We start from the raw sequence: 19,024 nt of genomic DNA on the forward strand, positions 1-19,024 counted from the left end.
GATACTGGTAGGTGACTGGAGTTCAGACGTGTGCTCTTCCGATCTAATATCCAGTGCAGGCAGGCCGAAAATATGATCCCAGTGCCAATGAGTCAGAACCACCATCGTGGGTGAAGGTATTCGCTGCTTCTCCAGCTCGCTTAAAAACAATTGGGCATGAGCTTCAGAATTGCCTGCATCAATCATCATAGTCATTCGATCTCCAACCACTGCCCCTAAAATGGGACGGTCTGTTTCGGAAACAGGAGTTTGATACCAAACCCTGCGATTAAGTTTTTCAAATGTTTGCATAAAATCCTCCCTATGTTTCTTCGTACATTAATTCGGTAAAAATGAAAAGATTCCTTTTTCTCTATTATATAGAAAAAAGCTGCTCAATACCTGAGCAGCCCAATTTACATTAAGATTCGCCTCTATATACAAAATAATCAAAATCAGCAAACTGATTTTGGCCGGAAGTGTCCTGACATTGCATGCCGACGAATGCGCCTGTAAAAAACCCGCCGCCCTTTATGTAATCATCCGATAACTTATGGGATTGGAAAGGAACTGCAAGTTTGGTCCAATTCTCACCGTCGAATGAATAAGAATAATTATATTCATGTATATGGACATTAACACGCAGGTAAACATATTTCACTTCTGCCGGGATTTCTATTTCATTCCCTTTTAACGGCTGAGAGAATGTCAAATTATCGCATGAAACTAATTCAAGGATTCGTCCTTTATCTTCATTCCAGCTGACCTGGCAGGATGTCCAGTTTTCAGTATTATAATAATTGACGAGCCCGGCAGATTGCTGGAAGGTTTGGGGCTCAAATGCCACCTTAGTTTCAGCAGTAAAAGAAAAGTGCTGCCATCTCCTCGCTATGAAAGCCTGTGTAAATTTGGATGTTAAGCTTTCTTTCCCATATAACCGAAGATGGCCCGGGTTATCCTTCAATGAAACAATATGGTCTCCAAGTGGAATCCTTAAATTCTGGAAATGAAGGTTTAAAGTTTCACTATCAAAATCGTCTTTTTCTGGAAAATCTCTTTCCCACTTTGCTTCCTTAATCTTTGGACCTTCTATTTCAAGGGAAGGCTCGTTCCCGCCAGTTACATAAGGCCAGTCATTCTTCCATTCCAGCCTTTGTATGGCCGTCTCTCTTCCTAGAGGACAATAACCGCGCGGGTCAAGTAAGGGATGACCCTCTCTCGTTAAGGGGCGTCCTGTAAGATGGACAAGAAACCATTCACCTGTGTGAGTTTGTACCATTGAGGCGTGACCGGCCTTTTGCAGAGGGTTCCTCGGTGACCCGAAAGATGAAATAAGCGGATTTTCAGGGTGTACTTCATATGGCCCCCTTATATTTTTTGATCTCGCAATGGTGGCCTGGTGATCATATTTTGTTCCGCCCTCAGCAGTCAGCAAATAATAATAACCATTGATTTTATACAAATGCGGAGCTTCTGTCAGTTTGATATCAGTCCCCTTGAAGATTACCTCCGCTTTCCCTGTCAGCCTTTGCTTCCGTTCGTCATATTCCTGCAAAGCGATTCCGTAAAAATTGTGATGGCCGGCACGGTGATCCCACACCATGTTGACCAAATATTTTTTCCCGTCCTCATCGTGGAACATAGAAGGGTCAAACCCTGAACTATTTAAATAAACAGGATCAGACCATGCCCCTTCAACGCTATCACATACTGAAAGGTAATTATGGCAATCCTTCCACTGGCCATCCACCACTTTTACATCCGTATAAATAAGCCAGAACTGACCATCATGATAGGATAAAGCAGGTGCCCAAACCCCGCCTGAATCCGGATTTCCTGTCATATTCAGCTGGCTTATCCGGTTTAATGGCCTTGCAGCCAGACGCCAATTTTTCAGATCCTTAGAATGATAGATTCCAACACCTGGAAACCACTCAAAAGTGGAAACAGCAATATAATAATCTTCTCCCACCCGGCATATGCTCGGATCAGGATTAAATCCTGTTAAAATCGGATTGCGTATGAGTGCCATTTGTCCACACCTTTCATTTTATAATTGCTTAAATATGTCTGCTTAAGCCCGAATACCTGAACGGTTCAGGCTGCCGGTGATTTTGCCTCGCTTCAATTTTCCTAAAACTGGACATTCCCCCATACATCAGAATCCAAGTAATGGAAACAGCGCTAAAGAAGGGAATAAATGCAGGACTGTTCAGCAGCAGAAAAATAATCGATCCGGCAGAGGCTGCTAAAATTAGGGTAAGAGGCAGGTTCAGGATTCCAAACAGACATGAATTTTTTATATATTCGGTTACTCTTAAATCGTAATGTACATAAACCGGAAAAAGATACATCAGAGTAATGAAATAGAGAGCAGATATAATCAGCAGCGGTACAAATAATAGCAGCTGCAGACCCCCTTCTAATCCATTTACAAAAAGTAAATCCAAAAGAATGATCCCCGCGCAGATGACAAGTATGAAACCAAGCAAATTAGATTTAGCGAATTCCTTTTTATAGATTGATAGGAAGGTATCCCAAACAGGCACTTCTGTCTGTTTCATCTGCCACTTGCGTACGATAGTGAAAAGGGATGCGGTTGCCGGCATAAAGCCAAATACAATTAACCCCGCCACCGTAAATAAAAGCCAGAGCAAGTTAACATAAGCAAGCTTCATGATCCATTCGCATATTGTAAATAGCTTGCCCAGAGTATTATGCATTTTTATGACCTCCTCTGCTTTTAATCATTAGCCTTTAACCGAGCCAGATGCTATCCCCTCAACGATGCGATTGCTTAATATCAGAAAGGCGATTAATATTGGCAGGATGCTTATGACCAGCGTGGCACCGATAGCCCCCCAATCCGTAGTATACTGGCCAATGAAATTCTGGATTCCAACAGTGAGTGTCTTAAAGCTATCCGAACTGATAAATGTATTCACAAAAACAAATTCATTCCAGTTATAGATCATATTAATAATCGCAGCCGTTGCCATTACCGGCATCGTCATAGGCAGTGTTATTTTAAAGAAAATGTGATGAATGGATGCCCCATCCATAACTGCAGCTTCTTCTACCTCCCTTGGCAAAGCTTCATAAAAGCCCAATAAAATCATAATGGTGATTGGAAGGTTAAAAGCTGTGTAAGTTAGAATAATGGATAGCGGATTATCAATCAGATTGATAGTGGTAAAAGTGCTGAATAAAGGAATCAATGTTGAATGGACCGGTATCATTAAACCGACCATAAACAGTCCCAGCACCAGTCTGCTGCCTTTCCAATGCATTCTTGTAATGGCAAAAGTGACCATGCTGGCTAAAACAACAGTCAGAATGACAGCTGCAAGGGTGTACGTTACACTATTTATAAAATAGAGGCTGATGTTTCCTTCCGTCCAAACCTTTGCGTAATTTTCCCATTTAGGGCTTTCAGGCAATGAGAATGGAGACCTATTGAATACTTCCTGGTTGTTTTTCAAGGAAAAAAGAAATAGCCAGATAATCGGGAAAATCTGAAACACGGCGACAAGAACCAGGAACACATACATAATGCCATATGCTATACGGTTCATGATCGGTTTTGAGACAAGCTTTGTGACAAGTCCATTTCCTAAACGCGGAGTGCCATCAGGTTTTACTGTTTCCATACCTTTTCCTCCCTTCCATTAATAGATATCTTCATTAGCAGCTGTAAATCTGCGGATGATGTAGGTAACAACAAGACAAATGACCAGCAGAAAAAATCCGATGGCACTTGCATATCCAAAGTCAAAGCCTTTAAATGCTTTTTGATACATATAAGACGCCATTACTTCGCTTGCTCCATTCGGACCGCCTCCAGTCATGACATAGATCAGGTCAAAGTATTTCAGCGAGCCTACGGCTGCCAAAACAATTGTTACTTTAATTACATTTAGAATCAAAGGAAGCTTTATTTTAAGGGCAATCTGCCAGGGAGAAGCCCCGTCAATTCTTGCTGCTTCAACAAGTGTTTCTGGAATATTTTTTAATGCTGCATAATAAATGAGAATGTAAAAACCGGCGTATTGCCATATAATTGGTATAATGATGGCATAGAGTGCGAGATTGGCGTCCGCAAGCCATGCAGGCGGATCTTCAATACCAATAGTCATTAACACTGTGTTCAGCATGCCATTTGAAGGGTGGTATATCTTCATCCAAAGCTGTGCAATTGCGACTGATGCCAGCAGCATGGGGATCAGGTATATCTTCCTTAATAAATCTGCACCTTTGATTTTTGAGGCGAGGATAATCGAAATGAACAAGTAACCAATCAGACTTAATGCTGAAAACAGGGCCAGCAAAAAGGAATGCAATGCACTTTTCCAAAAGAGTGCATCTTTCATCAATACCTTGTAATTCTTTAAGCCGATGAAGTCCATTTCTCCAATGCCATTCCATTTCATTAAACCATAGTAGCCTGTCTGCACAATCGGCACATAGATCAGCGCAAGGACCAGGAAAAGGGCAGGTGTGATGTACAGTGCAATGACTTTTTTATTGGACAGCACTTTATTCATTTCATTTCAGCTCCTTCCTGTTAAAATTAGAAAGGATATACCCCATCAGCAGATATATCCTTTTCCGGGAATGCTGTTAATTTCCTTCCTCAGCTTTAAGAGCCTCTTCATGCTGTTTGGCATAATCAGCTGGTTTTACTTCATTGCCGAACAGTGATTGGATAAGGTTTAAATGTGTTTCTGCAACCGAAGCACTCATTTGGACATCAGCAAATAAGGTTAAGCTGCTGGCTTTATTTAACTCGTTTAAGACATCAATATACAGGTCCGGAAGATCCACTTTACCGGTATCAACCTTCGTCGCAGGAATTACACCCGCTTTTTCAACAGATTGCTCTCCCCACTTTTCAACAAAGAACTTTACAAATTCTTTTGATTCATCTTTAACCTTTGAATTCTCAGCTACGAATAACCCTACTCCCGGGCCGCCCACCCAGCTGTCGATATTTCCTTTGCCGCCTTCAACGGTCGGGAATTTAAAGAATCCAACGCTATCCCTGAAATCCTGGGGAATTTCTTCATTCGTCGTAAAATTAGGGAGCTCCCAGGTTCCCATAAGATACATTGCCGCATTGCCGTTCAGGAACTCAGCCTTTCCTTCGTCATTTGAAAGTCCATTATAGCCTTTATTAAATGCGTTCTCTTTGACAAGGTTTTGAATTTCTTCAGCTGCTGATACCAGTGCCAGATCTTCGAACGAACCGGAGCGGTCAATGGCTTTATTAAGAACTTCAGCCCCGCCAATTCGGTCTGCCAGATACATGTACCACAAGGACCCTGTCCAGCGGTCCTTATTTCCAAGTGCAATCGGGGCAACACCGTTGTCTGTCAATGTCTTAACAATGTCTTCAAATTCACTGTAAGTTTGGGGGACATCAAGATTATATTTCTCAAAAATTTCCTTATTGTAGTAAATAGGTGCAATGTTCAGCTCAAGAGGCAACCCATAGGTTTTTCCATCGAGAGCGTAGGCTTCCGTAGTCCCACTGACAAAAGACTCCTTCAAACCATCATTTAATACATCATCCAGCTCTGCAAATAGATTGCCCTTTACAAATGGAGTCATATATCCCGCTGCCCAGGTAAACCCTACATCCGGCAATTCATTAGAAGATGAAAGGACCTTGATTTTATTTTTGTACTGTTCATTTTCCAGAACTTCGACTTCAATTTTCACATCTTCATGCTCAGCTTCATATTGATCAATAATGTCTGTGACAATCTGATTTTGCTGCTTGGAGCTTCCTGCCGGCCACAAGTGCATGAATTTAATAGTTTTTTTGGAACCGTTATCACCGCTGGCAGTATCGGTGTTTCCGCTGCATCCTGCCAGTGCTGCTGCCAGGATAAGCACTCCAATAAGTAATAATGAATGCGCTTTCTTAAACATTTCCCAACCCCCTATTTCTCGATTATTCTAACAATTCTAATGATAACACCACTAAAAAATCGCGGTAAGGTAACCGCGATTGGGAAAAATTCCACTATTTTTAGATAGGAGTTTCATCAAGTTCGGTCATCTTCCGGTATTTTCCTGGGGTCACACCTTCCGAATCCTTAAAAAGCTTAATAAAGTACTTGGATGTTTGATACCCAGCTTGCCTGGCCACTTCATCTATCGGCAAAACCGTGGTTATGAGCAGCTTTTTCGCCAATTGCAGCCTTTTCCTTGTCAAATATTCACTAAAGGTAATGCTTGTCTGCTCTTTAAACATTACACTGAAATAACTGGCATTCAGGTGCACGGCATCAGCGACTTCTTTAAGAGAAATTTGTTCCGGAAGGTTTTCGTTCACATAAGCAATGGCCTGTTTGACAGATGAATTTACATACTCTTTTTTTGCTTCCAGTTCTAACAGGCCCTGGTCTGCGACTTTCTCCAAATAATCTGCCCTGGCCATATGTTCTTCCGTTTCAAGTGCCTCTTCAATAGCCTTTATAAGACTTTCCTTCCGCAGTGGTTTGACCAGATAGTTGAGAACACCGAGCCGGATGGCTTCCTGGGCATATTCAAAATCAGGATAGCCTGAAATAATCATGACAGCCGGCTTGTATCCTTGGTTTCTAATGTTTTTCAGCAGTGCCAATCCAGTCATTTCTGGCATGCATATATCTGTAATAAGCAGGTTCACTTTGGCCCTCCTGAATAACTCTAAAGCTTCATGCCCATCAGCTGCGCTTAGAATCTCACATCTCCCTGCTGACCATCCTTCTAGTGTCTTTTTCAGCCCCTGTCTTGTTGTTTCTTCATCATCCACAATTAAGATTATCTTTGTATTCACATTTATTTCCCTCCCCCGCAGGTATCTCGAATACAACTTTAGTGCCTGAACCCAACTCACTTTCCAGATGAAGTCCGCCAAGAGAATAGGCATCATAATAAAGGCTAAGCCTTTTGTTAACGTTTGTCAGCGCCATCCCGATCCCTTTAAATGAAGAAACATTCTCTTTTTTTATCTCTTCGTTTAACTGATGAAGCTCGGTCTGATCAATACCCGGGCCGTTATCCTGCACCGTAATTTTGATTGAGTCCCCACCGGCTGATTCTTCTAATTTGATAAGGACAGTTCCTTGTATTCTCTTATTTTCAATTCCATGCTGTATAGCATTTTCAACTAATGGCTGTAAAATCAGTTTTGGTATTTTCACACCAAGGAGCTTGGGCGGTGCAGCAATTTTCCATAACAGTCTTTCGCCAAGCCGCATTTTCATTAGGCGCATATACCGTTCAATATGATCAAGTTCATCATGTATGGTAACCCATTCAGCTGAGCTGCGATTCCCGATTGTATATCGGAAAAGTTCCGACATTGAAATAACAATCTCAGCCAATTCCTCTTCCTCTTTCTCCTCCAGGGACCAGTAAAGTGCGTTTAAAGTATTGTAAAGAAAATGCGGATCAATTTGGGCCTGCAGTGCCTTCAGTTCAGTTCGGGACCGGAGCAATTCTTTTTCATATACAACTTGTATTAAGTGGTTGGTCCTTTCAACCATTTTATTGTAGGTGTTATTTAATTCAATAAATTCAAGTGAGGAATTACTCTCAGGATTCAGTTTTAATTCATCCATTCTGGCATTTTTCATCGTTTTAGTCAGTTTCTTAATCGGTCTGGTGATCATGGTGGCAAGCACTATGGAGGAAATGACAAATAAAAAGAATCCAATGGAAACTGCTAAAATGATTACAGCACGAACTTTTGAAACGCCCTGCAGCAAAAAACTCATCGGCTTCAGGATGACAAAAGTCCAGCCTGTCAGAGCTGACTTTTCGGTAACAGCCATATATTCCTGATTCTGGATCATAATCGATTTTTCCTCTTGCTGGATAATGCTTTTTATGTCAAGTCCATAATCATAGGTAATAGGGGTTAAGTCACGATCAAGAAGCATCATATAATCATTATTTCCGTTTTCTTCCTTATTTCCCTGTACCTGAAAATAACTGTTGGAAATACGTACGACAAGATAACCGCCATTCGTGAACCAGCGATCCATCAGACTGACTCTCCGTATGGCAGCAGAATAGCTGCTGTTCCCCTGATCCTTCCCTGTCCAAACAAGCTTCCCCTTTTCCTTGTCAGCCGCTTTTACCCACTTTGACTCGACGACTTTAAAAATATTTTTCCCATCGAATGGATAAATCCTTTTGCCTTCTGCATTATACAGTTCAATTGATGATATTCCATCTGAGTATGCATATGTATTATTGATGATTTTTATCAGGGATTCCAATTTTCCATAATCCATGCTTTCCCCTTCAAGCATCTTTAGCAGCATCTGCTGAACAGTACTATTTGTCATGAGCTGATTAGTCAGAGTATCAATTTGTTTATAAAGCGTTTCCATTCTTCCGTTGGCTTCTGCAGCGGTTTGCTGAACCTGGCGTTCTGCATTTTGCCTGAAAAAGCCGCCTAATTGGTCATAGACAACGATTGAAACAAATGACAGGACAAACAGCATGACGCTTAAAAACACTGCTAGAATCTGGTTCCGGAGTGTATTGAATTTTTTAAAATAAGAAAGAAAGCTCTTCATATGAATCACCTATTCTCAGGTTATCTTATATATTTATTTAAATATAGCAGATTTAAAGCTGGATAACATGAAAACCCTTACATATATTTATTTGAGCTTACATCCTCCTTTATCCTTTTTGAAAACATACTAGAATTTTATTTATGGAGCATAAATAGAAAAACTGCTCAATACATGAGCAGCCCTTGTTTGGAAGTTATTCTATTTCAACGATCATTTCAATTTCTACAGGGGCTCCGCCTGGAAGGGATGCTAGCCCCACTGCTTTGCGGGCATGTCCATTTTCCTTGCCGAAAATGTCATGAAGCAAATCTGATGCAGCATTAATGACCATAGGATGATAATTAAAGTCGCTTGTTGAGGCAACGTATCCATCCATTTTGATGATTCTTTTTACTTTATTTAAATCTCCAATGATTCCTTGAAGGGCTGCCAGCAAATTCAGCGTACAAATACGTGCCGCATCCTTTGCTTCTTCGATCGAGATGTTTGCCCCGACAATACCTGCATACTTTTGCGCACCATCTACTCTTGGTGTTTGTCCGGATAAAAAGACTATATTGCCAGAGATAACGCCCGGTTCAAAAGGCATTCCGATATCAGCTAAGACAGGGAGCTGGATATTCAGCTCTTCCATTCTTTCTTCTATTCCCTTTTTTACCCCTTTCATGGCTATGCCTCCTGGGAAACACTTTGTTTTAATGAAGAATATAGTTGTTTAGTGAATTTAAATGAGCGGTGAGTATAATAGACTTTGGCGAAAGCATGATTTTCACAAAGTGAGCATTTGATTTCATATGGAGCTTTTCGAATATGAGGAGTTTTTAATATTTGCATGGCTTCTTTCAAGTGTGTACTGCAAACCCACATAATTTCACCTTCTTCTATTTTATTGGGATTCTATATACTTTACATTCTGTAACGGGCTAACGCCGTTGGTTTCGTTTCGTCCATTACAGAATGCAGTATCTGTAATCTCATTTTCCTGTTGTAACGGTTTGCTTTAATTTATCCGGCTTTCTCTTTTTCACCTGATCTGTCACTTCATCGTCCCATGAAATGGTGATATCCCCGTTTGTAACAAATGTCTGGCAGCCTAAACGATAGCCTTTCTCCAGCCACTCTTCACCCAGCTTTCTTCTTTCCTGGATTTTTACGTTGTCCAGGTTTTCTGCTCCTGCTTCGGTTTTAAAAACACAAGTGCCGCAAATTCCGCCGCCGCAGCGATTTGGCAGATCTCCATCATAGCGGAGCGACATTCGTAATATATTAGAATCCTCAGGCACTTCCAGAGTTTTGTTGCTGTTGACAAAATGGATGTTCGGCATGAATGAATTCCTCCCTGTAATTTCGCTTCTTGGTTCTTGGTATACAATATACCATAAATTTAATATTCAGACAATACTAAACTTTTTATTTTTTTAGTTTTTAATAGTCCCTCTCTTTTTAATTCGGTTCACATAGGCCATGTACGCCTTTTTCGAATTCTCAATATGAATCCTCATCAGGTATTCAGCTATTTCGGCATCTTTATCGCGCAGTGCCCTCATTATATCGATATGTTCTTTTAAGGAGTCCTTCCTTCTTCCTGGTGTTTCATATCCCATATTGGCCGCCATATGAATAAAATCGATCAACCCTGATAGGATTTCATATAGTTTTGGACTTTTGGATGCCTTATTAATCAGCCTGTTCATTTGAATATGTTCGGAATTGAAGTTTTCTTCATCCTGTTCACTTAACTCCATCAGTTCCTTAATTTTGAGATCCAGTTCTTTTTGAGTAGCTGTATCCATTCTTTGTGCTGCCAGCTTTACAGCCAGTACTTCCAGGGAAGAAAGAATCGTAAATACCTCCAATACTTCATCCTCTGAAATATTGGAGATGACGACCCCTTTTCTGGGAACTGTTTTCACGAAACCTTGAGATTCCAGCCTGAACAGAGCCTCCCGAATCGGTGTGCGGCTAATGTTGAGCTTGGCTGCAAGCTCTCTTTCTACCAGTCTGTCTCCTGCCTGGTATTCTCCTTCTAAAATGAGTTTTTTCAGGTACAAATACGCATGTTCGCGTATGGATATTAAGTTGTTTTCCTCCCATGTTCTATCCATTTTTTCACCTCCTATTTTTATAGGTTAAGATAAAAAGATCCCTCCATAAAATAAAGCTCCAAATATAACAAGCGAAGGATGAACCTTGAATTTGATTAATGTTAAATAGCTAACCGCTGCAAGAAGTATAAGATGCAGCATTCCGCTGTTTTCAAAGGCTGTCAAAAAGAACTGGTAGGCCATGACAGCCAGGAGGACAGCAATGATCGGCTGTACGGATTTGGTCATTAGCTTCACTTTAGGGGAATCTTTGAATAAATTAACAAACTTAAACAGCGCAATGACAGCCAAAGCGGATGGAAGGATGGTAGCTGCTAAAGCTGCTGCCGCTCCTAAAACCCCGCCTAATTCATAGCCGATGAATCCGGCCATTTTCGTTGCTATGGGACCCGGCAGCGCATTGGCAATGGCGAGAACATCCCCAAATTCAGAGAGTGTCATCCAGTTATTGTTGTTCACTACTTCAATTTGAATGAGGGGAATCGTTGCTGGTCCCCCTCCGTAACCTAATAGATTCGCTACAAAAAATGCCCAAAAGATCTCCCAATATATCATGAACTTTTCTCCCTTACTGGCATGTACTCTTCAGTTGCCTTTTTATTCGCCTGTTCCTTCTGATGGGCAATATAAAATGCAGTGCTTAAGACTATCGCAATTAAAATACCGGGATGCCATTCCAAGAACTGAACAAATACCAGTGATACGGAAGCCAGTATGAGATTTTTCGGCACCCCTAAGCCCTGGCTTCCTTTCTGGTAAAAACGGTATGCCATCTCTGCCAGCATAAAGCCGATGACAGGTGTCACACCCTGCACCATTCCGTTTACAATCGGGGACTGGCGGAATGAGTATAAAACGCCAAGCAAAGCCAGCATGGCAATAATGGAGGGCAGGATATGCGTAAGGATGGCTACAGCGGCACCAATGCTGCCTTTCACTTTATAGCCGATATAGGCAGCCATTTTCGTAGCAATAGGTCCTGGCAGCGTATTAGCTAATGCCAGAATCTCCCCGAATTCCTCCTCCGTCATCCATTTATATTTCTTAACTGCTTCAAATTCAATCAAAGGTATTGTCGAAGGACCTCCTCCATACCCTGTCACACCGGTGCGTGCAAAACCAATCGCCAATTCAAGATAAGGCTTCATGCGTTCCTCCCCTTATTTAGGTGCTTTTGACTGAAGAAGGACCTCATTCCGCTATCTATTAACAGCGAATGAGGTCCCTTTCTATTATTTTTTAATATCTGCCTCGGTTACGACTTCATAGCCGTCTTTCTCCAAATAAGATTGAAGGGCTTTTAATGCAGCGGTCCCAACAGCCGTATCCTGCTCGCCATTTCCTCCGCTGATGCCGATTCCGCCAACGACTTCACCATTAACCACAATCGGGAACCCTCCGACAAACACAGCAAATTTGCCATTAAGCATATGCTGGATGCCAAATGCCTCATTGCCTGGAAGAGCAGGCCCATTCGGTTCTTTGTTGAATAGATGGGTGGAGCGTTTATGGCCTGCTGCTGTGTAAGCTTTAGCAATCGCAATTTCAGGCCCGGTAATTCTTGCACCATTCATGCGCTCCAGGGCAATCACACTTCCGCCGTCATCGACAATTGCAATGTTTTCAAACAAATTAATTTACGCAGATTTTTACTTTGCTGCTTCAATCATCAATTTTGCTTCTTCTAATTCAAGTTTTAGAGCAGTTTTCATCATCGTTCTCCTTTTGATTTAATAGCCAATATAAACGGTTTTCACCTGAGTGAAAAATTCCAGGCCGACTCTTCCTGACTCCCGGAAAGTAGCCGTGCTGGATTGCTTTAATCCTCCAAACGGTGCATTGATTAAGTTGCCGGTTGTTGTCCGGTTCACTTTTACGGTGCCTGCCTGAATATCTTTCGTAAACTGGCTGGCTGTTTTTAAGTTATTTGTCACAATAGAAGCAGATAATCCATAGTCAACGTCATTGGCAATCGCAATGGCTTCTCCATATGTATCTGCCTCGATCACGGCAATGACAGGGCCAAAAATTTCTTCCTTGGCAATGCGGTGATTTGGTTTAACATTAGTAAAAATGGCTGGCTGCACAAAATATCCTTTTTCATATTCACCTGATGTGAGGTGATCACCGCCATATACGAGATCAGCACCGTCTTCCTTGCCAAACTCAATATAATTCAGGACATTTTTCAGCTGTCTTTCATTTGCAAGCGGGCCGATCTTAACTCCTTCTTCAAAACCGCTGCCAATTTTAAGGGCGCTGGTTTTTTCAATCAATTTCTCCAAAAATGCTTCTTTTACTTCCTTCATCACGATCACTCTGCTTGTTCCTGTGCATGCCTGCCCAGTCAAAGAAAACCCGCCATTCACTGTTAATGTAGCCGCAAGGTCAAGGTCAGCATCGTCCATAACTAAAAGCGGATTCTTTCCGCCAAGTTCCATTTGAGTGCGGGTGGTGAATGAGCATTTACTATGGATGTCCTCTCCTGCAGCTGTAGAACCAGTGAAAGTGACAGCCTTGACTGCAGGATGGGTGACCAGTAAATCACCAACATCAGATGCTTTCCCAGTAACAAAGTTCAAAACGCCATTTGGTATACCGGCCTCGTGCAGCGCTTCAACAAGCCGAACGGCAATTAGAGGGGTATCTGAAGAAGGTTTGAACACAACTGTGTTTCCAGTAATTAAAGCCGGAGCAATTTTTCTCGCAGCAATGGAGATTGGAAAGTTCCATGGCGTGATCACACTTACCACCCCAAGCGGCTCTCTTTCCGTCGAAACTTTCATATTTGGATCATCATTCGGGAAGGTTTCACCTGTAAAGCTTTGTCCCTCGACCGCATAATAGCGAAGTGTCTGTGCGGAGCGCAGCACTTCATTTTTCGCATCATTGACATGCTTTCCTTCTTCCCTTGTCAGTTCTTCTGCATACTGGGCCACATTTTCTTCGAGATGTGCTGCGGCCTTGTTTAAAATGGCAGCGCGCTTGGATGGAGCGGTTTTTGCCCAGCCAGGGAAAGCTTCACTGGCTGCTTCAATTGCCTCGTTCACATCGTTTTCATTGGATGCCTGAAAAACACCGACAACATCTTCCGTATTTGCAGGGTTCACACTATAAAACTTCTTCTGGCTCGCGGATTCCTGCCACTCGCCATTAATATAGTTTTTAAATGTTTCTACCTTTGTTGTAATCAAACCTATCACCTTACTCTCTGTTAAATTCTCCCTTTCCTGCTCCAGCTTCTCCTATTATAGAAAGGGCCGCCACATAGACCTCGATGGACAAGATTTAGTGTGACGGCCTGGATAATACTTATTATTTTGTTTCTACTAGAGATCCAAGATCCTGTTCAAGATATTCTCTCCATAGGCCATCCATGTACATGCGGCGCATTTTCGCACCTGTGCGGACTACTTCAAGGCAGCGCTGCTGTAATTCAGGAGTATCTGCATGGTCCAAAACAATCTTGTAGCCGCGTTCTCCATGGATTTCGTCAGATACAATGTGCAGATCGAAGAATTCGATTTCTTCATCTGTGAATCCGTATTGTGCACGGAGAGCTGGAGTCTGCTTTCGATAAATGTCCGGAACCTGGGACTCGAGGCCGACAACCAGAGCAGCCGTTGCAACAACGAAGTTTTCACGGGCAGCTACTGCATAGCACCAGCTTTGCAGGCCTAATGTGGTTGGAGCCATGTTTTCTGGGTCAATCACTCGTTCGCGGGTTGTTCCACATGCTTCAGCAAAGCGAATCAGCAAGTCTGTATGACGGTCTGCCGCAATTTCTTCTTCATACATGTTTTGAAGTGTAAAATCTTTTGCTGCTTCGAATTTCGGGTCGGTTGGAGTGTTGTGATAGATGTACGCTAAGTAGTCAGCAAAAGGTCCAACATAGTGATAATGGTTTTCTGCCCATTTGGCAAAGTGCTTTCTTTCCAGTTTTCCTTCAGCCCATGCTACAGTGAATGGAGCTTTCTGGCTATGGTTTCCTTTAATGGCTTCCTCTAGTTCTTTGCGAAATTCATCTTTCGATAATAACTCTGGCATTTGTAAACTCCTCCTCGAAATTTATGTAACCAATTGGCACTTGATATTTTGTATACCAAAACTTATTAAAAAATAATAGGTTGCTAATTTACAACCCTATTTAATTCTGTTTTTTTGGTCTTTGGTATACCTTAAGGAAATCATAACCTATTCTTTTTAAATTGTAAACATAATTTTTAGAATTTTTTAAAGATTATTTTTTCTCTGATGATAGATTCCAATAAATTAATAAAGCAGCTCCTCTTTCAGATCAAGCAGTTCGGAAAGTTCTTCAGAGAGATTATCCAGGGCTTCTTCAACGATTTGCTCTCCAATTTCCCTGCTCCCTTGCCGGCCATCACCAATACAGCCGTTTCCAGTCATTTCTTCATAGAAATAAAACCCCTGGACAGCTCTCCCAGGCCGAAGTCTTTCCCATCTTCCCCCTTCCTTGATATCTCCTTTTTCCAAGAGGTCCTCTCTTACCAGTTCAGGAGCAAGATACAGGGCTTCAGACACTTCACGTTCGCAGCTGTGGCCAAATAAAGGAGATTTTACATATTTCCCGATAGATTCCTTTGCAGATGCAGTGGTCTTTGCATAGTAGACTTCTACTTCCAATTCCTTTGTAATGGTCATGGCCGCAAGATTCAGTGCAGATTGGTTTCCGCCATGTGAATTCAAAAATAAAAACCTCTTAATGCCATGCTGTTTCAGTGAAGAAACCATGTCTGTAAGAATTGCAATCAAAGTAGCAGGCTGAAGTGCAATTGTTCCTGGAAAATGGATATGATGCTCGGAAACCCCCATGTTAACAGCCGGCGCCACAATAGCATATGGAAACATTCGCTGCCCCAGCTTAAATGCCATTCTCTCCGCAAGCACCGCATCACAGCTTTCCACCATATGTGGACCATGCTGCTCATGTGCTCCCACAGGAATAATGGCAAACTCTACTGTTTCCAGTGATTTTTCGACTTCCTTCCATGTCATCTTAGTAAGATCAAAACAATTCATTTTCTTGATACCCCGCTTGTTTTAGGTATTTTGTATACCATCTAATAATAAAAATAAAAAACTACTTTGAAATAGCTGCAGTTGTTTTCTTTGGCGGCATTATAGAGATGTTTTCCTGGGATATTTCAATGTCGTTTTGGATGGTCATTTGACAGGTTAACCGGTACCCTTCCTTCACTTTGTCGCCAAGCATTTTTTCTTCCTTCCAATTTGGCGGAGCGAGATCATCTCCCCCATTTAATACAATGCACGTACATTTTGTGCATCTTCCCATGCCGCATCCATATTTTAATTCCGGAAACTGGCGGATCCCTGCCAGAACAACCAAATTAGCATTATCCTTTACCTGCTTTTCCACAATCTCCCCATCCACATGAAGCGTAACCTTCGGCATAAAATTACCCCTTTCAGTTTATTCTAAAAATTTAGATACTTTTTCAAAGTATACAACCTTTCGGGAAGATTAGCAAACTCGTTTTTTATTTTTCTGTGTTTGGCGAATTTAGGAAGGTGTCTTTTACTGGATTGACTGCCATTCTTCCTTGAATGCGATTAATTTCGCCGTTATCCAGCCCCAATTAGTACCGTTTTTCCTTGTGTGCGATTAAATTCGTCGTTAATCAGCTCGGTTAACTACCATTTTCTTTGAGTTTTATTATTTTCGTCGTTATCCGGCCGCATTAAATACCTTTTTCTTTGAGTTCGATTAATTCCGTCGTTAATCAGCGGGATTAACTGCCATTTTCTTGAGATCATTATTTTTGGTCGTTAATCTGCCAGATTGACTCCCACTCTTTTTACTCACCTCTATCTTTTTAAAGAAAAGTAGAACTGATTTTCACCGAATTATTAAAAAATTTAGAATATATTATTGAATATTTCAAAACCATAGTATAAAATAAACGTAAGTGGAATGGTATACAATATCCCAAAGAAGAGGAGGTTGCCTCACGAGCTACATATGATCAATTCTGGATTTTGTAACTAATTTCAAACAAAACTAAGGGAGTGTTTTAATTGGGTAAATATATTGTATTAACAAATAAAGATACTTTCCAGACGATACTTGAAAACGAGGGTCTAAAGCCGGTTGAGACATATCATTTTTATTTCTTCGATAACCTGAAGGCAAAGTACACAATCGCGGAAGTTTTGGATGAGAATATGAAAATCCAGCTTTATGAAGAGTATGATGGTAAAGAGTATGTGAATCATATAGGTGTTAAATTTTTTGAACGGTTTGAAACGCTGGAAGCTGCCAGAGAAGAATTGGATGAAATAGTAAAAGCTTCAGGCAATAGCGAAGACTCCATTCATTCCAAACTGGTAAAAACCGATGAAGCAGCAGTATAAATGTCATTACTAAACCCGGAGGAAGCCGCTCTTCTTCCGGGTTTTCTGTTCACATGTAAAGGGGTAGCGAGTTGCCCAAGAAGGAACGCTGACTAAGAACGCCATCTCCTCCCAAAAGCTACCGCTTTCGGTCGTGCGATGTTTAAGGCTGACGAAGCCTTCCTTGTCCTGGTGGCCTCACCTGGAGGGGTAGGGTGTTTGCGCTATACAGTTTTCTGAGTTCAAAGTTTCTAACTTTCTTATTCTATAGAAAAAACCGCCAAATAATGGCGGCCTGACTAGAATTTTAATGTTCTTCTTAAACGGGCTAATTTTCTTTCTGTTTTCTCAATTGCATATTTGGATCCAAATAAAAAATGGAACATGGGGGCAGCCTCCTTTTTTCTCTAACCTGTTATTTTAATTATATTATGGATTTTAAAAATTTACAACAAAATTGTATACCAAATACCAAAATTTCATATAAAACGCGGCTGAATTTTGAACAAATAAAGAGATTATTGCAATTTGGTATACAATTCAATATTCACTTCATTAAAGATCGCGAGGGTGTCTGATATGCTGAGAGTTTTATTTTTGACTGTGATTGGTTTATATTTGCTGTCCACTTTGCTTCCGCAATGGAATATCGATCCCCTCCTCTCTGTCCTGAGTTTTATCATAGTCGTTTTGACCTTTAGGCTTGCGAAGAAATTTGTTCAGATTCTGGGTGGCGTGTTCCTGGCTTTTGGTGCTGTCCTGCTTTGGACAAGCGGCTCAGAGTGGCAGCAATATATTCTTGCCTTTGGGCCAATGCTTGATTTGCTTACCATGTTTACGTTAATACCGATCCTGGGCATCCCGATTAAAGTTGGGCGGTACGGGGAAGGCATCCAGGCTATCATTCAAAAACGAATAAAAACATCTGGTCATTTATATATGATGACTTCGGGAATTTCTTACTTTTTTAGCATTTTTATGAATCTTGCCACTCTTCCCATGACGTATTATTCAATCCGGCCGGCACTCGGGGGCTTTCCCGTGAGAAATAAAGAACGATTCATGAGCAGAGCGATTTCCAGGGGGTTTGCCATGCCTTTAATTTGGGCGCCAGTAACGCCTATTGTGGGAATAGTGATTACGATGACGGGAGTCAGCTGGGTATCCATCCTCCCCTATGTCATTCCGCTGAGCATATTGGGCTTAGCAATGGATTGGTTTATTGGTTCCCGTCAATCCCAGCCTATGAAACTCCAGCACGCTGGAGAAGAATCTGTGCACGAAACAGCGGCAGCCCTGGAAGTGAACAATGCCGGCCGGCCGGGCAGAGTTTTTCAAATCCTTTTTGCCATCGCTATTTTTAATGTTCTTGTTTCCCTTGCTGAGACGCAGTTTTCTTTGCCTTTCTTAATCCTTGTTTCTTTGATCGTTATTCCATTTGCATTCAGCTGGTCCCTTATTTTAAAAAAAGGGAGAGAATTTGGCGATCAGCTTGCCAGCCATTTCAATTCCTTCGCCATGAGCATGAAGGATCAATTTTTCATCTTTTTATCAACTGGCTTTTTTATCTCAGCTATTAACTTTTCTAAGGCAAATGAAGTCCTTTATGGCTGGATTGCAGCTTTTATAAACGTTGCAGGGGTCGAAGTTTTCCTGATTATCCTGCCTTTGATTCCTTTAGGGCTTGCCTTTCTGGGGCTTCATCCAGCTGTCTCACTTGCATTGATGATTGAAGGCGTAAACCCGGCAGCCATCGGGATTTCCCCTCACATTCTGACAGTTGCCATGCTGTCAGGGGCTGTTTCCGCCTTCTTAGTGGGTCCATATAATGCCACTCTTGGACTCATGTCCAACATTATCAAAGTAGATTCCTATAAAGTCTCCAACTGGAATATGCCTTTCGCGGCAGTTTATGTTGCTTGTGTGATGCTCTATTTGTTTTTACTGGAAAGATTGTTCTAATAGAAAAAGCTGCTGATCAAC

Annotated in this window: 20 protein-coding genes; 2 read left to right on the forward strand and 18 right to left on the reverse strand. The window is 41.6% G+C overall.

Annotated elements, in window-relative coordinates:
• The 18 genes from ACEQ1T_RS20725 to ACEQ1T_RS20810 all read right to left on the reverse strand — a co-directional run.
• On the reverse strand, positions 1-291 hold a 291-nt coding region (locus ACEQ1T_RS20725; RefSeq protein ID WP_372530254.1), incomplete at its 3' end, for an MBL fold metallo-hydrolase.
• A gap of 109 nt (positions 292-400) precedes the next feature.
• The gene (locus ACEQ1T_RS20730; RefSeq protein WP_206836951.1) at positions 401-2,011 is read right to left on the reverse strand and encodes a glycoside hydrolase family 43 protein; all 1,611 of its coding nucleotides are present in this window, start codon (positions 2,009-2,011) and stop codon (positions 401-403) included.
• A gap of 28 nt (positions 2,012-2,039) precedes the next feature.
• Positions 2,040-2,702, reverse strand: a complete 663-nt coding sequence (locus ACEQ1T_RS20735) for a YesL family protein (RefSeq protein WP_370224548.1) — start codon at positions 2,700-2,702, stop codon at positions 2,040-2,042.
• A 27-nt stretch (positions 2,703-2,729) separates the two neighbouring features.
• Positions 2,730-3,629: a carbohydrate ABC transporter permease gene (locus ACEQ1T_RS20740; RefSeq protein WP_370224550.1), complete on the reverse strand. Its 900-nt coding sequence runs from the start codon at positions 3,627-3,629 to the stop codon at positions 2,730-2,732.
• Between the two features lie 18 nt (positions 3,630-3,647).
• Positions 3,648-4,523, reverse strand: coding sequence for a carbohydrate ABC transporter permease (locus ACEQ1T_RS20745; protein ID WP_370224551.1), 876 nt, complete (start codon positions 4,521-4,523; stop codon positions 3,648-3,650).
• 76 nt (positions 4,524-4,599) lie between these two features.
• Positions 4,600-5,913: an extracellular solute-binding protein gene (locus tag ACEQ1T_RS20750; protein WP_370224552.1), complete on the reverse strand. Its 1,314-nt coding sequence runs from the start codon at positions 5,911-5,913 to the stop codon at positions 4,600-4,602.
• Positions 5,914-6,013: 100 nt separating this feature from the next.
• On the reverse strand, positions 6,014-6,805 hold the full coding sequence (locus ACEQ1T_RS20755; protein ID WP_370224553.1) for a response regulator: 792 nt from the start codon (positions 6,803-6,805) through the stop codon (positions 6,014-6,016).
• Positions 6,774-8,558 (reverse strand): sensor histidine kinase, encoded by a 1,785-nt coding sequence (locus ACEQ1T_RS20760; protein WP_370224555.1) that lies wholly within the window; start codon positions 8,556-8,558, stop codon positions 6,774-6,776. Before ACEQ1T_RS20760 ends, ACEQ1T_RS20755 begins: the two co-directional genes overlap by 32 nt.
• A gap of 196 nt (positions 8,559-8,754) precedes the next feature.
• Complete coding sequence (locus ACEQ1T_RS20765) at positions 8,755-9,228, reverse strand: RidA family protein (protein ID WP_206836929.1); 474 nt, start codon at positions 9,226-9,228, stop codon at positions 8,755-8,757.
• Between the two features lie 307 nt (positions 9,229-9,535).
• Complete coding sequence (locus ACEQ1T_RS20770) at positions 9,536-9,886, reverse strand: 2Fe-2S iron-sulfur cluster-binding protein (protein ID WP_206836926.1); 351 nt, start codon at positions 9,884-9,886, stop codon at positions 9,536-9,538.
• Between the two features lie 93 nt (positions 9,887-9,979).
• The gene (locus tag ACEQ1T_RS20775; protein ID WP_206836923.1) at positions 9,980-10,666 is read right to left on the reverse strand and encodes a GntR family transcriptional regulator; all 687 of its coding nucleotides are present in this window, start codon (positions 10,664-10,666) and stop codon (positions 9,980-9,982) included.
• Between the two features lie 24 nt (positions 10,667-10,690).
• Positions 10,691-11,221, reverse strand: a complete 531-nt coding sequence (locus ACEQ1T_RS20780; protein WP_206836920.1) for a chromate transporter — start codon at positions 11,219-11,221, stop codon at positions 10,691-10,693.
• Positions 11,218-11,814, reverse strand: coding sequence for a chromate transporter (locus tag ACEQ1T_RS20785; RefSeq protein WP_370224556.1), 597 nt, complete (start codon positions 11,812-11,814; stop codon positions 11,218-11,220). The genes ACEQ1T_RS20780 and ACEQ1T_RS20785 overlap by 4 nt, the downstream gene beginning before the upstream one ends.
• A gap of 84 nt (positions 11,815-11,898) precedes the next feature.
• A complete protein-coding gene (locus tag ACEQ1T_RS20790; protein WP_370224557.1) occupies positions 11,899-12,297 on the reverse strand; it encodes a heme-binding protein in 399 nt (132 codons plus the stop codon).
• A gap of 99 nt (positions 12,298-12,396) precedes the next feature.
• Positions 12,397-13,869, reverse strand: a complete 1,473-nt coding sequence (locus tag ACEQ1T_RS20795; RefSeq protein ID WP_370224558.1) for an aldehyde dehydrogenase family protein — start codon at positions 13,867-13,869, stop codon at positions 12,397-12,399.
• Between the two features lie 112 nt (positions 13,870-13,981).
• Positions 13,982-14,713, reverse strand: a complete 732-nt coding sequence (locus ACEQ1T_RS20800) for a TenA family transcriptional regulator (RefSeq protein WP_206836908.1) — start codon at positions 14,711-14,713, stop codon at positions 13,982-13,984.
• 225 nt (positions 14,714-14,938) lie between these two features.
• Entirely contained in the window at positions 14,939-15,709 is a 771-nt protein-coding gene (locus ACEQ1T_RS20805) for a creatininase family protein (protein WP_206836905.1), read from the reverse strand.
• A 61-nt stretch (positions 15,710-15,770) separates the two neighbouring features.
• A complete protein-coding gene (locus tag ACEQ1T_RS20810) occupies positions 15,771-16,103 on the reverse strand; it encodes a 2Fe-2S iron-sulfur cluster-binding protein (RefSeq protein WP_206836903.1) in 333 nt (110 codons plus the stop codon).
• A 623-nt stretch (positions 16,104-16,726) separates the two neighbouring features.
• On the opposite strand from ACEQ1T_RS20810, the gene ACEQ1T_RS20815 reads away from it, so the two are divergent.
• Both ACEQ1T_RS20815 and ACEQ1T_RS20820 read left to right on the forward strand, forming a co-directional pair.
• Positions 16,727-17,062, forward strand: coding sequence for a hypothetical protein (locus ACEQ1T_RS20815; protein ID WP_370224559.1), 336 nt, complete (start codon positions 16,727-16,729; stop codon positions 17,060-17,062).
• Between the two features lie 558 nt (positions 17,063-17,620).
• Positions 17,621-19,003, forward strand: coding sequence for a hypothetical protein (locus ACEQ1T_RS20820; protein WP_370224560.1), 1,383 nt, complete (start codon positions 17,621-17,623; stop codon positions 19,001-19,003).
• Positions 19,004-19,024 lie beyond the last annotated feature (21 nt).

Source organism: Cytobacillus sp. (assembly GCF_964223445.1).
GTDB lineage: Bacteria > Bacillota > Bacilli > Bacillales > Cytobacillaceae > Cytobacillus.

What these genes read in the sequence shown, in the direction of transcription:
- ACEQ1T_RS20810 (WP_206836903.1), bottom strand. Translation starts at nt 16,103, where the DNA reads ATGCCGAAGGTTACGCTTCATGTGGATGGGGAGATTGTGGAAAAGCAG.
- ACEQ1T_RS20745 (WP_370224551.1), bottom strand. Translation starts at nt 4,523, where the DNA reads ATGAATAAAGTGCTGTCCAATAAAAAAGTCATTGCACTGTACATCACA.
- ACEQ1T_RS20740 (WP_370224550.1), bottom strand. Translation starts at nt 3,629, where the DNA reads ATGGAAACAGTAAAACCTGATGGCACTCCGCGTTTAGGAAATGGACTT.
- ACEQ1T_RS20820 (WP_370224560.1), top strand. Translation starts at nt 17,621, where the DNA reads ATGCTGAGAGTTTTATTTTTGACTGTGATTGGTTTATATTTGCTGTCC.
- ACEQ1T_RS20735 (WP_370224548.1), bottom strand. Translation starts at nt 2,702, where the DNA reads ATGCATAATACTCTGGGCAAGCTATTTACAATATGCGAATGGATCATG.
- ACEQ1T_RS20785 (WP_370224556.1), bottom strand. Translation starts at nt 11,814, where the DNA reads ATGAAGCCTTATCTTGAATTGGCGATTGGTTTTGCACGCACCGGTGTG.
- ACEQ1T_RS20730 (WP_206836951.1), bottom strand. Translation starts at nt 2,011, where the DNA reads ATGGCACTCATACGCAATCCGATTTTAACAGGATTTAATCCTGATCCG.
- ACEQ1T_RS20770 (WP_206836926.1), bottom strand. Translation starts at nt 9,886, where the DNA reads ATGCCGAACATCCATTTTGTCAACAGCAACAAAACTCTGGAAGTGCCT.
- ACEQ1T_RS20750 (WP_370224552.1), bottom strand. Translation starts at nt 5,913, where the DNA reads ATGTTTAAGAAAGCGCATTCATTATTACTTATTGGAGTGCTTATCCTG.
- ACEQ1T_RS20765 (WP_206836929.1), bottom strand. Translation starts at nt 9,228, where the DNA reads ATGAAAGGGGTAAAAAAGGGAATAGAAGAAAGAATGGAAGAGCTGAAT.
- ACEQ1T_RS20775 (WP_206836923.1), bottom strand. Translation starts at nt 10,666, where the DNA reads ATGGATAGAACATGGGAGGAAAACAACTTAATATCCATACGCGAACAT.
- ACEQ1T_RS20800 (WP_206836908.1), bottom strand. Translation starts at nt 14,713, where the DNA reads ATGCCAGAGTTATTATCGAAAGATGAATTTCGCAAAGAACTAGAGGAA.
- ACEQ1T_RS20780 (WP_206836920.1), bottom strand. Translation starts at nt 11,221, where the DNA reads ATGATATATTGGGAGATCTTTTGGGCATTTTTTGTAGCGAATCTATTA.
- ACEQ1T_RS20805 (WP_206836905.1), bottom strand. Translation starts at nt 15,709, where the DNA reads ATGAATTGTTTTGATCTTACTAAGATGACATGGAAGGAAGTCGAAAAA.
- ACEQ1T_RS20760 (WP_370224555.1), bottom strand. Translation starts at nt 8,558, where the DNA reads ATGAAGAGCTTTCTTTCTTATTTTAAAAAATTCAATACACTCCGGAAC.